Raw genomic sequence first — 17,021 nt, forward strand, 5'->3', positions numbered from 1 at the left:
ATCTGCAAAACCTGTTCGCCCCGCAGGTGCAGGTTGGCCCGCCATCGCCATTGAGTATTTGTACGTTTTCTCAATTATGACTCTCCTTTAAACGTAAGATAATATAACTCAATAGAAAAAATGTATAAATAGATTGTCCATGGATTCTTTTATTTTTGTATGCTAATTTGATTAATAAAAATGAAACATCTATTCTTTCTTCTTTTTATTCTATTGTCTTCCGGTACGTACGCAGGGAACAAGGTCCTTTTTGAAATAGGCAAGCAGGATAATTCAGCTGCCGAGTTTGCTTTGTATCCCGATAACTATAATAGTTTTCTGGCTAATTTCGGAGGGGAGAAATCTTTTTATGTCGGTTATTCGTCGGCCGGTAAGCACTGGCCTTATGTTTTGCCGGGGCCGCTGGATAGCTGGGCCGGCGGCGGATATTGGGCCGGGTTTCATCCCCGCCATTTCCCTGCTGTATTTTTTAATCTGGATAAGGTCTCTGCGCAGGGAGAATGTTCCCTGACTTTTTTCTTTACCGGGGCTCATAACAGCCATCCTGTGAAGATACGGGTGGAGATAAACGGTAACCGGTTTGAGGAAGAGTTGAACGGAGAAAACTCAGGAGAGTTACTTACGAACAAGGAGACTGGAAAGGCGAAAGAAATAAAAATACAGTTTCCTGCTGCGTGGCTTACTGCCGGGATGAATAAAATCCAGTTGGGAACAATCAAAGGAACCTGGGCGATTTTCGATTGTATCCGTTTGGAAACACCGGCCGGCATCCGGCTGGGGAAAGCCTCTTCTTCCCTGATACGTTCTGTCAAAGCAGCTCCGTTCGAATACCGGAAAGAAAACGGGGAACGTATGCAACCGGTCCTGGTGGATATGGACCAGTTTGACCATTCCCGGGAACTGACATTCCGGATAGAGGGATGCCAGCCGGTTTCGCGTGTGATTGAAACGGGTGAGAGTATCCAGGAGATATGGATGCCTGCTGCCAAGACCAATGACAAACAGGAAACTTTGCAGTTCACGATTCAGGATGGCAAGGAGATTGTTTATAAAGGAGAAATTACCCGTAGCCGGCAGCCTCTTCATTCTTATTCGGATGATGTCGACCTGCTGATGGGTACCGGTAATTCACGCTGGATGTTCAAACCCGGATCGAGTCTCCCGCTGAGTATGGTGCAGATCGCCCCTGATAACCAGGATGAGATATGGAAAGCCGGATATGAATATACGATTGAAAATATCATGGGCTTCAATCATTTCAGCGACTGGACCATGACCGGATTCCTGATGCAGCCTACCTGTGGGGAACTGAAAGTAAATCCCGGCCGGGAGGATTTTCCTGATGAAGGTTATCGTTCGCGTATCGATAAGGCTTCCGAAAAAGCTGAAATAGGCAGATATTCCGTTTATATGACCGACACAAAGATCAAAGCGGAGATTACGGCAACGCGTCGTGCAGCCCTGCAACGGTATATTTTCCCGGCCAGGGAAGATGCCCGGATTCTGATCGATATGTTTACTCCCAACGAGTATCCGCATAATCTGGTGAATGCGCATATCACGAAAGTAAATGATACTGAGATAGAAGGGTATGCGACTTATTATAATGCTTTTACCGGTTATACGTTGGAGCAGAACTATACGTTATATTTTGTCCTTCAATTTAGTAAGCCTTTTGACTCGATGGGGGGATGGGTGAACGAAGGTGTTAAACCGGTAACCGGTTATATCCCTGGATGGAACAGGAATCACGAGTTTGAGACTCCTGCTGAAATAAAACAGAATATCACGCAGATAGATGGCAAAGGTGATGTCGGTATATTCCTAAATTATAAGACGAAGGAGAATGAAGAGATTCTTGTCCGTTCGGGTGTCTCTCTGGTTGATATGGCTGGGGCACGGAATAACCTGAAACAGGAACTGGCTGATCCGTTTGGTTGGGATTTTGAGAAAGTCGTGGATAACGCCCGTTCTGTCTGGGATGAATATCTGGGCAGGATAGCGATTGAAACAGATGATTACCTGCAAAAGAAAAAATTCTATACGAATCTTTATCGTGCCTTGGCTGCTAAAGCAACCTGGAGCGATGCGGATGGTCGTTTTGTAGATGAAGACGAGCGGATCAGGCAGTTGGAGAAACCAGACGATTGTATCATGAGCGGTGAATATTGGAATACATTCTGGAATAATCAGCAGTTATTTAATCTGATGGCTCCTGAAATATCCAGCCAATGGGCACGTTCGGCTATTCAGCTTTACCAGAATAGCGGATGGTTCAATACGGACCCTGCCGGAATCGAACATACCGGTGTTATGGTTGCCATGCATCCGATCTCTCAGATTCTGGGAGCCTGGCAAAGTGGTATACGTGATTTTGACTTGAATATTGCGTATGATGGTTTGAAAAAGATGATGACGACACCTCCTCAGAAATACGAAGGCGGTGGAACTGTTGGTGTTGAGAATTTAGTTCCCTATATGAAGTATGGGTATATTCCTGCAGGAAAAGGGACGGTTTCTAATACGATGGAATATGCTTATGATGACTGGTGCCTGGGGCAGATGGCTAAGATCCTGGGGAAGACCGATGATTTTAAATTATTTGATAAACGTTCGAACAATTGGTGTAACTTGTTTGATCCTGAGTCCGGTTTTATGCGGCCCAAAGATGAACATGGAAACTGGGTGGAACCTTTCGATCCGTATCATACTCCCGGATTTACGGAAGGGAATGCTTTCAATTATTCCTGGTTTGTTCCTCATAACCCCGAAAAGTTAATTCGTGAGGTCGGTAAAGAACGCTTTATAAGCCGCCTGGATAAGGCGATGGAGCAGTCGTCGCATGCCAATTTCAATGCGGCCGGCGATAATTTTTCGGCCTTTCCGATTAATCATGGCAACGAGACATCTATGGAAGTGGCTTATCTTTTCAATTGGGCAGGTGCTCCCCATCTGACACAGAAATGGATACGTGCTATACAGGAACAGTATTACGGGACTACCCCTTATGACGCTTATCCGGGTGATGAGGATCTGGGGCAGATGAGTAGTTGGTTTGTTATGAGTGCCATCGGTCTGTTTCAGATGGAGGGCGGTTGTTCGGAAAAGCCTTTCTATGAACTGGCATCCCCCCGTTATCCGAAAATAACGATCCGCCTGGACGGTAAGTATGGTCGGGGAAAAACTTTTGTGATCGAAGCTCCCGGTGCATCTAAGGAAAATAAATACATTCAATCAGTGACTTTGAATGGAAAGCCAGTCGATGGTTTTAAAATACCACAGGATGAAGTGTTGAAAGGGGGAAAGATTGTAGTTGAGATGGGGAAGGAGGCAAAGAAATGAACGTAACATCATTAGATCAGATAAAAGATCGTTATTATGGTGAAATAGGGACACCGGAGCGCAATGAGCTTGAAAGAGAATTGGAATCTCTTCGTGTCGGTGTGAAAATTCGTGCAGCACGTGAAAAGCGAGTTCTCAATAGTAAACAAAGTAACCGCAGCTAAAGGATGTTCCAATGTAGAAATAATTGAGCTATCCCGTGCTTGACACGGGATAGCAAAGGCACAAACCGTATCCTGTATGTATTTTTTGATACAGCCGGTTCTTCTGCGACCCCGTGTCAAGCACGGGGACAAGATAGTTCGCTTCTGACAAAATCTGAAACGAGTTATTTTGGTGTGGTTGCCCTGAATAGGAGCAAGTAAATTCCTTTATTTCTTTTCAAGCTCTTCAATCCTTTTCAAAAGAACATCGATAAGACGGGAATTAGATTTAACCAATTCGCGGAGGTCATCGCTATTGTCTACATTTACAATACTACTGTCACGCGTAATCCATACGCGACCATAATCTTTAGGATAGTTATTATAGGTATCTCCTTCTATTCGCGTGAATAGTTCAACTGCGGACATGTTGAGTATATCCGCTATTTTGTTCAGACGAGTAAGGGTGAGGTCGGTTTCGCCATATTCAATTTTGCAATAGGCACTCGTAGAAAGATTGAGTTTTTCACTCATTTGTTCTTGTGTCAAATTCCTTTCCAGACGAAGTAATTGAAGGCGTTGTCCTACCAGTTTTTTCAAATCTGTTTCCATACTCGTAAATAATTGATTAATATTCTTATTTTATCGGTCAAAAGTAACAAATAATGTGGATATAATGTAACCTCTTTTCAATTTAACTTTGTAAAGTCAATAATTCTTAAAATCATTTAGATCAATAGGCCTGTGAAGTGAATGGTATAGAGACCGTAAAGTCTTATGCTTCGGCATTAGACGTGTCAAAATTATGACTTGTCAAATTATTATTAACCTGTAAAATAATACAAGAAAATGCAACAAAAAAAGAATTGTGATTTTCTCCCGGGAAGAAAGGATTCGATTTCCCAGGCAATAAAGATTATGTGTGGCTTGTTTTTATGTTTGCCGACAGAAGTTTTTGCTATGGATGAGAATCTTGAATTGTTAACCTCAAGTTGGATAGAGAACAGGATACCTGATCAGGCGGAAAAAACAGTGACTGTTATGGTACGGGATGAAACCGGGCCTGTCATAGGAGCTAATGTTGTGGTAAAAGGAACGACAATAGGGAATATATCAGATGATAATGGAATGGTTATCCTGCAAAATATCCCGGATAATTCGACCTTGGTTATATCCTATATAGGTTATATAAGCCAGGAAGTGAAAGTCGGGAAACAGCATTCAATTCAAGTGAAATTGGTAGAAGATGCCGAGACCCTGCAAGAAGTTGTAGTTATCGGTTATGGCTCACTGGATAAAAAGCAAGTCACCAGCGCTATCACCTCTTTGAAAGCTGACGACCTGATGGTCGGTGTCAGTGGTGCCGACATTTCTACATCTTTGCAAGGCAAAATTGGTGGTCTGGTGATGTATAATCTTGGAAGTGCCAATGCAGGCACCACATTCCAGTTACGTGGCATGACTTCCATCAATGCCGGCAAAGCTCCGCTAATCGTCATCGATGGTTTTCCGGGGGGTGATATCCGATCTTTGACGCAAGACGACATCAAGTCGATCGACATTTTGAAAGATGGTTCTGCCGGAGCTATCTACGGTACACGGGCTGCCTCCGGTGTGATTCTGATTACGACCAAAAGTGGTTCGGACACGAATGGAAAAGTGAAACTAACCTATAGTAACGAATTCACGAAAAAACAGGGATATAATGCTCCGGAAATGCTCTCCGGACGTGAATATGCAGATTATGAAATCGGTACCGATTATGGACAGGATACGGATTGGTGGGATGAATTGCTGAATCATGGTAATTTTTCGCAAAAGCATCATCTTGCATTGGAGTTCGGAACCGAAAAGGCGCAGGTCTATACTTCTTTTTTCTATGAAAAGAACCAGGGAGTGGCCAAGCAGGATGGACGTCAGGATTATGGAGGGCGTGTGAATGCTAATTTCAAACTGTTTGACGATTGGTTGGAGATACATCCGTCTGTCGATTATCGGCAGGCTGCACGTAACAACCATTTTCCAAATTTCCAGCAGGCTATGCGTAATAATCCGACACGTTCTCCTTATGATCCGGAAAATGAAACCGGATATAATGTGTGGTTGAACGAATCGCTTGATTATAACGTGGTGGCCGATGCTATGCTGGAGGATTACTACGGAGTGGACAAATGGTTTAAGCCGGAGGTGAATATGAAATTGAATATCAAACCGGTTCCAGGCCTCTCTTACCAGCAGATCCTGGGGTATGAAAACCGCCAGTGGGAGTTGCATCAATATTGGCCGCGGACGCATCGTTCTGAGTTGAACGAATCACGTAAAGGACATGCGCATCTCGCATTCAGCAAGACTGAGAATCTGACTTCCGAGGGATATTTTTCTTATATAAAGGATTTTAAGGAAGATCATAACTTGAATGTTACCGCCGGTTATTCTTATTTCGAGCATAACGGCGAGAATTTCGGTATGGATAACTATAATTTCTCTGTCGATGGTCTGAAATATTGGGATATCGGCAAAGGTAGTTATCTGAGTGACGGTAAGGCTGGCATGAGTTCCGGTAAAAATATCACGGAACGTCTGTTCTCTGTCTTTGCCCGCGCTAACTATGCTTATCGGGATAAGTACTTATTATCTGCTTCCATCCGTCATGAGGGTTCCTCCAAGTTTTCTGCAGACAATCGTTGGGCTAATTTCTGGTCTGCCAGTGCCGGTTGGCGTATTTCTAAAGAGAACTTCATGAAAGAGGTAAAATGGGTAGATGACCTGAAGGTCCGTTTTGGTTATGGTGTGACAGGCAATAACGATTTCGATGCCTCTTATATGGCCGATATGCTGGGCTCTGATACATACTGGATGCTTCCGAATGGCGAATGGGCTTATTCTTTTGGTAAAACGCAGAATGTGAACCGGAATTTAGGATGGGAAGAGAAGAAAGAATGGAACTTAGGGGTTGATTATTCTTTATTTGGCAACCGGCTATATGGAAAATTCGACTATTTCAAACGTACGATCGACAATCTGATTTATGAAGTGGCCGTGCCTCAGCCTCCTTATACACAGAACACGCAGTGGCAGAATATCGGTAGTATGGAAGTCAAGGGATGGGAGTTTGAAGTCGGAGGAGATATCATCCGCACAAAGGATTTTGTTTGGTCTTCCAACTTAAATCTTAGCCATAATTCGGGCAAGATTGCTACGCTTTGGGGAAATAATACTTATAAAAACGGTAACGGTTTCGTTGCCCCGGGTTCACCGGGTGATGCGGCACGCATGGAAGAGGGATCGACGATCGGTTCTTTTTATATCTGGAAGTTTGCCGGTTTCGATGATGAGGGCAATTTTTTGTTGTACGACAAAGACAACAATGTGATTCCTGCAAAGGATAAGACTGAGAATGACAAACGTTATGTCGGAAACTATACCCCAAAGTTGATTGTCGGCTGGAGTCATACATTTACTTACAGGAATTTTGATCTGGGTGTCAACCTCCGTAGCTGGATAGACTTCGATGTCTATAACACAATTAATATGTACTATGGTATACAGGGACAAGGTAATTTCAATGTGTTGAAAGACGCTTACGGCAAGTTCAGTCATATCAAAGGGGAAAAGCAGATTTGCGATTATTATCTGGAAGACGGTACTTTCCTGAAGATCGACGCTATTACGTTGGGTTATACGTTGCCGATGAAGAAGTATACGAAGAATCTGATCGATCGGATACGTATCTACGGCACAGTCGGCAATGTCTGTACGATTACCGGTTACAGTGGAATGAATCCGGAGGTAAACATTACCGGCTGAGATCAGGGTACTGAGAAGTTTTGGGATACGGAACGCTTTTATCCGATGGTTCGCACATATACATTAGGCATGCAGTTTAACTTCTAAAACAGATTGTAAGATGAAAAAAAGAAATATAATCCATTTGTTTTTATCAGGAATCATAAGCCTGTTGGCTGTTACGTCTTGTGATATAGATCCGACATTTTATTCGCAGTCGGTTCCTGAAACGTTTTATACCTCTCAGGATGCCGTGTGGCAGCGCTTTAACCGTCCGTTTACACATTGGCGTTGGTTTGTCGGGTCCAATAATGATCGTTGGGCTTTGCAGGAAATTGGCACAGATGAATTTTGCCTGCCAACCCGTGGCAGCGACTGGTATGACGGAGCCTATTACCAGAAAGTGCATCATCATGCTTATACCGAAGATATGGCATTTGTCAACAACGGATGGTATGGCTTTTCCATGGGGGTAGCTTTGGCCTGGGATGCTTTGGAGGATTTGGCTAAAATCGATTTCGATGCTTTGGGTTTTGCCGACGGGACACGCGAGTCGATGCTGAACCAGCAGAAAGTGTTGGTGGCTTCGCTTTATTTGGACGGGCTTGATTTGTTTGGCGGTGTTCCGCTCTATACGACGACGCAAAGTGATATCAAAGGGCGGTCGACTGATTTGGAAACATTTAATTTTATCGATTCTTTATTGACGGAGGCTATTCCCGAACTTCCGCTAAAGGAGGAATTGGGAGCGCAAGAGACCGGAAGTATCAACAGAGCTGCCGCAGCAGCGTTGAAAGTGCGTCTTTATTTCAATGCCAAATCTTATATCGGTAAAGATATGTTTGCTGAAGCTGCCGGTATCTGTAAAGATATCATCGATGGGAAATATGGGCAGTATGCGTTGGCTTCCGACTGGACAAATATTTTTGGTTTCGACAATGAAGCCTGTCCGGAACTGATCTGGTCTATCCCGAGCCAGAATGCAAAACTGGAGACGGATGCCGGCTATTGGGATTGGTCTGTCCCTTATAATTACAAAAATTATCTGGGTGGTTTGGAAGGTTCCGGATCCAACAATGGAATAGGATTGATACCGAGTCTGGATCCGACAGGTAAGAAGTATCCGTATAAACTCGGAGGTGCTTATGGAAAATTTCACGATCGGGATGTACGCAAACAACCGTATGTATATGAAGGAAGCGGTAAATATCGAGGCATGTTCATTGTTGGCAAGTTAGTTAATCCGATTCATCCGGAATGGACTTGTACGGGAAGCCGTGAATATAAAGGGGAAGTAATTACGGTAGTCGATCAGGTCGCTTATTTTGCCAAAGTGGGTAAAGATGCGAAGTATCCGGATCTCGAATCGCTCCCGTCTAATGTGGGCATGGCGGAAGAAAACTCTTGTGTCCGGCTGGTAAAATTCAGTCCGCGTCCCAACCAGGATGAGATGAAACGTAAGTTTGATCCGGATGTTCCTGTCATCCGCTTGGCTGAGATTTATTATACGTTGGCCGAGTGTAAGATGCGTGCCGGTGACAAAGAGGGAGCCGCTGATCTGATCAATACTGTCCGGAAGCGTTATTTTGAGGGCGGGAACGATCCTGATCCTGTCACGTCTGCCAATTTGGATAAATATCGTATGTTGGATGAATGGCAACTGGAATTTCTGGGTGAAGGACGGAGACGTACTGATCTGGTCCGGTGGGATGCTTATGTGACGGAAAGCTGGTGGGATCATCAGGCAACCAATAATAAAAATCTGAATCGCTTCCCGATACATTACAGTATTATCGGTGCTAATAACCTGATCAAGCAAAATCCTGGCTATGGTGAGTAATAAGAAAAGATTCGAAAGAATGTTGTGTTTTAATTAAATATAGTTTTTCGTGTTTTGAGGCTGTCAAAAGTTATCTGTTTCTTTGATTCAGGTCTTTGTGACAGCCTCTTAACGTTATCCCGGAATAATCTTATACCCCGCTGCCGTCAGCGTATATTGTATTTGGTCGATATGTTCCTGGTTACGTGTTTCCATTTCCAGACGGAGATAGCAGCCGTTGATGTCGGCGGTATGGCTAACTCGTTCGTGATGGACGGATACCACATTGGCTCCGGTGCGGGCAATAATTTCAGAAACGTGCTGTAACTGTCCGGGTTTGTCGACCAGTTCGATCGTCATGGTGTAGGAACGGCCGGATTTCTGTAAGCCGCGTCCGATAACGCGAGAGAGGATCGTTACGTCGATATTTCCTCCCGATACCAGGCAGATCGCTTTTTTACCTTTTATGGGAACTTTATTGAACATGGCTGCCGCTACGGCTACCGCCCCTGCTCCCTCGGCGATTAATTTGTGCTGTTCGATCAGAGCCAGGATAGCGGTCGAAATCTCATCGTCGTTGACTGTAACAATTTCATCCACATACTTTTTACAATATTCAAATGTATGTTCACCCGGTTCTTTTACGGCTATACCGTCGGCGATGGTGCGGACGAATCCCATCCGTTCGATTTTATTGTGCTCGATGGAGTTCAGCATGCTTGGTGCACCGCTGGCCTGTACGCCGTATATTTTTACATTCGGATTCAGATGTTTGATTGCAAAGGCGACGCCGGAGATAAGTCCCCCTCCGCCTATCGGAACGATTACGGCATCCAGGTCGGGCAACTGTTCCAATAATTCCAGTCCGATAGTCCCTTGTCCGGCAATAACGTCTTCGTCATCAAAAGGATGAACGAACGTATATCCTTTTTCATCTCTCAGCTTCAGGGCTTTCTGATAAGCGTCGTCGTACACGCCTTCGACCAGGCAAACATCGGCACCGTACCATTTGGTAGCCTCTATCTTGGAGATCGGTGCATTGTCCGGCAGGCAGATCAGTGACTTGATGCCATGGGTGGTGGCAGCCAGGGCGACACCCTGTGCATGATTACCGGCGGAACAGGCTACGACGCCTTTGGCCTTCTCTTCTTCTGTCAGTTGGGCGATTTTGAAGCAGGCACCGCGGACTTTGAATGATCCAGTAATCTGTAAGTTCTCCGGTTTCAGATAGATATGAGAATCCGGATTGATGTTGGGCGCACTGATCAGGTCGGTGCGACGGATAACTGTTTTCAAGGCAAAAGATGCCTGATAAATCTTATCGAGTGTGAGCATTACGCTAAATTTTTGAGGAGACAAATATAGGGAGAATTCAGATATCTCACCGAAACAATAATGCTTTTTTATTATCTCGCCAATATTTCGTATATTTACACGCTGGAATTTACTTTCCGGCAGAGGCTGAAAAAGAAGATAGAGCACCATATAAGTATATGAAACCAGAGGATATTGAAGATTTCACAGAAGAAAACGAGAACGAGGAAATAGAACAGACAAATACAGACTCACAGGAAAATGGTGAGCAATCTGATTCTACTACACATTCGGAATATAAAATACCCGGGAAGGGAGAAGGCCGCGTATCCTATCATCTGTCGGGGATGTATCAGGATTGGTTTTTGGATTACGCTTCGTACGTGATCCTGGAACGTGCAGTGCCGCATATCAATGACGGTCTGAAACCTGTGCAACGTCGTATCTTGCACTCGATGAGGCGTTTGGATGATGGACGGTATAATAAGGTCGCCAATATCGTGGGGCATACCATGCAGTTCCACCCTCATGGAGATGCTTCTATCGGGGATGCGCTGGTACAGTTGGGACAGAAAGACCTGCTGATCGATTGCCAGGGAAACTGGGGTAATATCCTTACTGGTGACGGTGCCGCTGCTCCCCGTTATATCGAAGCACGTCTTTCCAAATTTGCTCTTGAAACAGTCTTTAATCCGAAGACTACTCTTTGGCAGCTATCTTATGACGGGCGTAATAAAGAACCGGTTACTTTGCCGGTGAAATTCCCTTTGCTGCTGGCCCAGGGAGTGGAAGGTATTGCCGTCGGTCTTTCTTCTAAAATACTTCCTCATAATTTTAACGAGTTACTGGACGCTTCGATAGCTTACCTGAAGGGGGAAGACTTCGCTTTATATCCTGATTTTCAGACAGGAGGTTATGTCGATGTCTCTAAATATAATGACGGTGAGCGCGGTGGTTCGGTAAAAGTCCGTGCTAAAATAACCAAGCTGGATAACAAAACATTGGTAATCAGCGAAATTCCATACGGAAGAACGACTTCTTCCGTGATCGAATCCATCTTGAAAGCAAACGACAAGGGAAAGATCAAGATCCGGAAAGTCGATGACAATACGGCGAAAGATGTAGAAATCCTGGTGCATCTGGCTCCGGGCGTATCGTCAGACAAAACGATCGATGCCTTGTATGCCTTTACAGATTGTGAGATCAGCATTTCGCCCAACTGTTGTGTGATCATGGACAACAAACCTCACTTCCTCAAAGTGAGCGACGTGTTGCGTCATTCGACAGACGATACGCTGCATCTGTTGCGTACCGAATTACAGATACAGAAAGCCGAGCAGGAAGAAACTCTCTTCTTCGCTTCCCTCGAAAAGATATTTATTGAAGAACGTATTTATAAGGATGCAGAGTTTGAAAACTCGAAGGATATGGATGAGGCCGTGGCTCATATCGACTTGCGCCTGACTCCGTTCAAGCCTGATTTTATCCGTGAAGTAACCCGCGAAGATATCCTTAAACTGATGGAGATCAAGATGGGACGTATCCTTAAATTCAACTCGGAAAAGAGCAATGCATTGATTGCCCAGATTCGCGAAGAGATCGAGCGCATCAATCATCATCTGGATAATATCGTAGACTATACGATCAACTGGTTTACCATGTTGAAGGAAAAATATGGCAAGAATTATCCGCGTATGACCGAAGTCCGTAACTTCGACACGATCGAAGCAACGAAGGTGGTGGAAGCAAACGAAAAGCTCTATATCAACCGTGCGGAAGGTTTCATGGGAATGAGCCTCAAGAAAGATGAATATGTTTGTAACTGTTCGGATATAGACGATATCATCCTGTTCTATCGTAACGGAACGTATAAGATCGTGAAGGTCAGCGATAAAATGTTTGTCGGGAAAGATGTTTTGTATGTGAATGTATTCAAACGTAACGATACCCGCACTATTTACAATGTTATTTACCGTGATGGAAAAGTCGGTTATAACTACATCAAACGCTTTGCCGTCACCGGTGTGACACGTGATAAGGAGTATGACGTGACGAAAGGAACGGAGGGTTCACGGGTGTTATATTTCAGTGCGAACCCCAATGGGGAAGCTGAAACGGTCAAGGTGATCCTTAAACCGAAACCCCGCCAGAAACTGCTTGTGTTTGAAAAAGATTTCAGCGAGATCGCCATTAAGGGACGTGGCTCGATGGGAAATATCCTGACAAAGGCGGATGTGCATAAGATCAGCCTGAAACAGAAGGGTAGTTCTACGTTGGGAGGACGCCAGGTTTGGTTCGACTGGGATGTGCTGCGCCTGAACTATGACGGTCGCGGTGACGAACTGGGCGAATTCCAGAGCGATGACCTGATCCTGGTAGTTTTACGCAACGGGGATTTCTATACGACGAACTTTGATCTGAGCAATCACTACGACGACAATATACAGATTATAGAGAAATTCAACTCGAATAAAGTCTGGACGGCCGCTTTATATGATGCCGACCAGAAATATCCGTATCTGAAACGTTTCGTGCTGGAAGCCGGTAGCAAGAAGCAGAACTTCCTGGGTGAGAATCCGAAGAGCCGCCTGATGTTGCTTACCGATGAGGTTTATCCCCGTATTGAGGTGGTATTCGGTGGTCATGACGCTTTCCGCGAGCCTCTTGTGCTGGATGCGGAAGAGTTTATCGCAGTGAAAGGCTTCAAAGCGAAAGGCAAACGTATCTCTACCTTTGAGGTGGAAACGGTCAATGAGCTTGAACCAACCCGCTTTGCTCCTGCGGAACAGCCGGGAGATACGAGTGGAGAAGGTAATCCGGATAATGACGATACCGGGCAAACAGAGAGTGATTCGGATATTATAGACGAAATAACCGGGCAGATGAAGTTGTTTGATGAATAGCCTATGAAGACGTTGGCCTCTCTGATGATTTTGTCGTTTTGTCTGGTGTTTCCGCTTGCGGCTCAGACAGACAAAAATGTGGAAGACGAAATTCCGCGATCGGTCAATGAGGCGACGATGATAGGAATAGGCGGTTACAATGTCATGGATACCTACCTGACTCCCGGGATAGAAACGAAATATACGGGATGGGGTGTACGGATACAGAATGAACGGATGAAGATTGTCCGGCTGGCGGATTATAAGGTATCGCGCCAGCAGTTTCTCAATGTCGAGTTTGCATCTACCCGGAATGCTGCGGACGTGGCAACCGATTATGTGGGTTTTGTGGACTATTCGCTTGGATATCACTACCGATTTACCAACCTGTTGCCGAATCTGAAAGTTCTGACAGGCCTTTCAGGTCGTTTGTCGGGTGGTTTTATTTATAATACTCGTAACACGAACAATCCGGCTTCGGGCAAGGCTGATCTGGATTTGAACTTCTCGGCGATGGGGATTTATGGTTTTAAGTTCGGGAATTATCCGGTGACTTTCCGTTACCAGATGGAAATACCGTTTATCGGTGTCCTGTTTGCCATCCATAAAGGTCAACCTTATTATTATCTCAGCCAGGGAGACCGTAGCGGTGTGATAAAGTTCAGTTCGCTTCATAATAAATTTGCCATGAGGAATTATTTCACTTTCGACTTTCCGATAGCAAATTTTACGGTGAGGGCCGGCTATCTGAACAGCATGTACCGGACAGATGTGAACGGGATTAAGATGCATGTTTTATCCAACTCCTTTATGATCGGCCTGGTGAAGGAATTTTATTCCTTTGGAGGGAAACGCCTGAAACAGAGGCATAAGTACAGCAGTGCCTACTATTGAAAGCGAAAAAATGAAATTACATATTCTATATTATTTATTCCTGACGGGTATCCTTCTTTCGGCTTGCGAGAAGGCGGATAAGTATAATCCGTCTCCCAGGGATAACTTTGAGGCGCTTTGGCGGATTCTGGATGAGAATTATTGTTTCTTCGAATTTAAGAATATCGATTGGGATGAAGTGCACGACCGTTACAGTGTTCAGATCGATGATAAGATGAGCCAGTACGACCTGTTTGATGTATTGGGTAAAATGCTGGCGGAACTGAAGGACGGGCATACGAATCTGTTTTCTTCATTCGATGTGGCCCGTTACTGGGCTTGGTATGAGGATTATCCGGCTAATTTCGATTCGGACATACAGAAGAATTATCTGGGGACAGATTATAAAATTGCCGGTGGACTGAAATATAAATGTCTGTCTGATAACCAGGTGGGTTATGTTTACTATGGTAATTTCTCCAGCGGGGTAGGCGAAAGTAATCTGGATAATATGTTCCTGCATTTCAAAGACTGTAAAGGTATCATCTTTGACGTACGAAATAACGGGGGAGGTGCGATGTCAAATTCGGACCGGATCACCCAACGTTTCCTGGAAGAAAAGATATTGACCGGCTATGTCATGTATAAAAAAGGGAATGGGCATAATGACTTTTCCACTCCTTATCCTTTATATCTTTCTCCGTCCGACCGGCTTCGCTGGCAGAAACCGGTTATCGTTTTGACGAACCGTCATTGTTACAGTGCCACGAATAATTTTGTGAGTACGATGCGTTTATTACCCCACGTAATGATTATGGGTGACCGTACCGGAGGTGGTAGCGGTTTCCCTTTTACAACGGAGTTACCCATAGGGTGGAGTGTCCGTTTTTCCGCTTGCCCGATCCTTGATGCAGACAAGAAACATACAGAGTTTGGTATTGATCCGGATCAGGAAGTGGCTATGACCAAAGAAGATATGCAGAAAGGAAAAGACACTATTATAGAAGCTGCTATCTCGCGCCTTTTGTCCGGCTCAGAACTGTCAGAGCCTGATATAAATAAAATCTCCCCCGAAATACTTGCAGATTAATAAAAAAGATTTACCTTTGCACCGCAAACCAAATGCGGCTGTGGTGTAATTGGTAGCCACGCCAGACTTAGGATCTGGTGCTTCACGGCGTGGGGGTTCGAGTCCCTTCAGCCGCACAAAATGCAAAATCCTTCTAAGATGTTCTTAGAGGGATTTTTTGATTTGTGCTGGTTGCTAGGTTTGTTTTAGCCAATCAATGAAATCTAATTTTATCAGTTGCCAGTTCTTCTTTTTTAAGCATTTGGGATTGGGGTCGGAATCTGCAATATCAAAATTAGTGAAACCTTGAATAATTTCTTCTTTCGTATGATTGTAAGGAAAACGTTCTACATATAAGTTTAACATTTCAGTTATCGAATATGTATTATGTAATTCGTGAATATCCCAAAAGTCTTTTTCCGTCCACCATGTCCGATGATATCTAGCTTCATGGCTATAATAGCCTCAAAAGACGTTAGACGTATATTATCAATGACTTCTGCAGGACGAATAAAAGGATCTGTATTAGTAATGGCGTTACTGTTTGATATTTGAGTTTAGTTGGCATAATTCAGATATTTTTGAATGTTAGATTTTAGATTGACTGCATACTTATTATTTAAGTCCAGCAACGACAGGATTGTGTCTTTACCATAGAAACGAATTGTTTCAAGTATTTCTTTTTCATTTCCCCGTTCAAAAATACGATTAATGATATACCGTTTATTGGTGTTCCAATCTAATTTATCAAAGTCTGTATCCCAAAACAAGATCTTACGATATATAGAAAGATCAGGATGATATGATTGAGCTTCTTTCTTCTTTTCCAATTCAATATCATAATAAACCTGTAAGGTCATTAGTAGTCCTTCGTCTAAATGGAGTGATCTCTCGATCTTTAGAGACAAAGGTATGTTCATATTTCTTCGTCCCTTAATGATGGCACTTAACGTTTGAGGATGAACTCCTATGGATTCTGCAAATGCACCACTTCTTAATTGACGATTTCGTAACTCCCTGCTTAAAAATAAGCCAGGGTGAACACCTTTCAATATTTCTAATTGATCTTTCATATCACTACAAAAATAAACAAATTTGTTTAGAAATACAATATGTGGATATTTATTTAGCTCCCCCTACTCAATTACCCCAATCCTTATCGAGCATGGCATAAATTATATCGTCTACCCATTCGCCACGAAGGAAATAGTGCTTCTTTCCTGAACCCCAATTTTACGAACTTCTGAAAACAAGCAAAGGGGTACTTCACTCCAATTTGAGAATAAGTCCCCCCTTGCTTATAATTTCCTTTAATTATCAAATGTCAGTAATAATTGGTGATAAACAGTTTCGTTAATATCGTCGATTTAAGGTAAGTGTCGACTTGTATGAACTAAGTGCTTCTAATACCATCCTATCTTTAGCAAATTCTAACATAGTACGTTTACTAAAAAGAGGTCCGTCCTCTATATTCATAATTTTACCTTCAATGGAATAGTTAAACTTATATACCTCAGCTCCGAATCCGTCTTCCCTAAGAATATATTGACCATTCTGTGTATCAAAGAATTGCATCTCTACGTTAATTGTCCTTATAGTTTTATCTCCATCGGTTACGAGATTAACTCCCTCCCATGTCGTCTGTTTCAATGATTCAGAGTCAAATCTAAAATCATCATTATCATTACTGCAAGAAGTGGATACGATTGCCAAAAACAGTATTACAAATGTTCTGAATAAATTTTTCATATAACTATATTTTAATTGATAATAATTCAGGGAATAATAATACG

General features: G+C 43.6%; 10 protein-coding genes, 1 tRNA gene and 1 pseudogene. 8 read left to right on the forward strand and 4 right to left on the reverse strand.

Annotation, left to right across the window (positions count from 1 at the left end):
* Nucleotides 1-180 precede the first annotated feature (180 nt).
* Both HMPREF1535_RS09315 and HMPREF1535_RS25775 read left to right on the forward strand, forming a co-directional pair.
* Nucleotides 181-3,342, forward strand: coding sequence for a GH92 family glycosyl hydrolase (locus HMPREF1535_RS09315; protein ID WP_046145963.1), 3,162 nt, complete (start codon nucleotides 181-183; stop codon nucleotides 3,340-3,342).
* Entirely contained in the window at nucleotides 3,339-3,506 is a 168-nt protein-coding gene (locus tag HMPREF1535_RS25775; RefSeq protein WP_154670869.1) for a hypothetical protein, read from the forward strand. Before HMPREF1535_RS09315 ends, HMPREF1535_RS25775 begins: the two co-directional genes overlap by 4 nt.
* 207 nt (nucleotides 3,507-3,713) lie before the next feature.
* Here HMPREF1535_RS25775 and HMPREF1535_RS09325 read toward each other — a convergent pair whose 3' ends face one another.
* The gene (locus HMPREF1535_RS09325) at nucleotides 3,714-4,097 is read right to left on the reverse strand and encodes a helix-turn-helix domain-containing protein (RefSeq protein ID WP_010801037.1); all 384 of its coding nucleotides are present in this window, start codon (nucleotides 4,095-4,097) and stop codon (nucleotides 3,714-3,716) included.
* Nucleotides 4,098-4,334: 237 nt separating this feature from the next.
* Between HMPREF1535_RS09325 and HMPREF1535_RS09330 the strand changes: the two are divergent.
* Both HMPREF1535_RS09330 and HMPREF1535_RS09335 read left to right on the forward strand, forming a co-directional pair.
* A pseudogene (locus HMPREF1535_RS09330) lies at nucleotides 4,335-7,379 on the forward strand (SusC/RagA family TonB-linked outer membrane protein).
* A 13-nt stretch (nucleotides 7,380-7,392) separates the two neighbouring features.
* On the forward strand, nucleotides 7,393-9,111 hold the full coding sequence (locus tag HMPREF1535_RS09335; RefSeq protein WP_046145964.1) for a RagB/SusD family nutrient uptake outer membrane protein: 1,719 nt from the start codon (nucleotides 7,393-7,395) through the stop codon (nucleotides 9,109-9,111).
* A 114-nt stretch (nucleotides 9,112-9,225) separates the two neighbouring features.
* On the opposite strand, the gene ilvA is transcribed toward HMPREF1535_RS09335, so the two are convergent.
* Entirely contained in the window at nucleotides 9,226-10,425 is a 1,200-nt protein-coding gene (gene ilvA / locus HMPREF1535_RS09340) for a threonine ammonia-lyase (protein WP_009860208.1), read from the reverse strand.
* A 158-nt stretch (nucleotides 10,426-10,583) separates the two neighbouring features.
* On the opposite strand from ilvA, the gene HMPREF1535_RS09345 reads away from it, so the two are divergent.
* From HMPREF1535_RS09345 to HMPREF1535_RS09360, 4 genes are all read left to right on the forward strand, one after another.
* A complete protein-coding gene (locus HMPREF1535_RS09345; RefSeq protein ID WP_009860207.1) occupies nucleotides 10,584-13,307 on the forward strand; it encodes a DNA gyrase/topoisomerase IV subunit A in 2,724 nt (907 codons plus the stop codon).
* A 3-nt stretch (nucleotides 13,308-13,310) separates the two neighbouring features.
* Nucleotides 13,311-14,180 (forward strand): DUF3316 domain-containing protein, encoded by an 870-nt coding sequence (locus tag HMPREF1535_RS09350; protein ID WP_046145965.1) that lies wholly within the window; start codon nucleotides 13,311-13,313, stop codon nucleotides 14,178-14,180.
* 10 nt (nucleotides 14,181-14,190) lie between these two features.
* A complete protein-coding gene (locus HMPREF1535_RS09355; RefSeq protein WP_010801034.1) occupies nucleotides 14,191-15,249 on the forward strand; it encodes a S41 family peptidase in 1,059 nt (352 codons plus the stop codon).
* Nucleotides 15,250-15,283: 34 nt separating this feature from the next.
* Nucleotides 15,284-15,365, forward strand: a tRNA-Leu gene (locus HMPREF1535_RS09360).
* 420 nt (nucleotides 15,366-15,785) lie between these two features.
* Here HMPREF1535_RS09360 and HMPREF1535_RS09370 read toward each other — a convergent pair.
* Nucleotides 15,786-16,301, reverse strand: coding sequence for a helix-turn-helix transcriptional regulator (locus HMPREF1535_RS09370; protein ID WP_121719534.1), 516 nt, complete (start codon nucleotides 16,299-16,301; stop codon nucleotides 15,786-15,788).
* 280 nt (nucleotides 16,302-16,581) lie between these two features.
* Entirely contained in the window at nucleotides 16,582-16,977 is a 396-nt protein-coding gene (locus tag HMPREF1535_RS09375; RefSeq protein ID WP_129698065.1) for a BSAP-5i family immunity protein, read from the reverse strand.
* Nucleotides 16,978-17,021 lie beyond the last annotated feature (44 nt).

This window comes from Parabacteroides goldsteinii DSM 19448 = WAL 12034, from assembly GCF_000969835.1.
Lineage (GTDB): Bacteria > Bacteroidota > Bacteroidia > Bacteroidales > Tannerellaceae > Parabacteroides > Parabacteroides goldsteinii.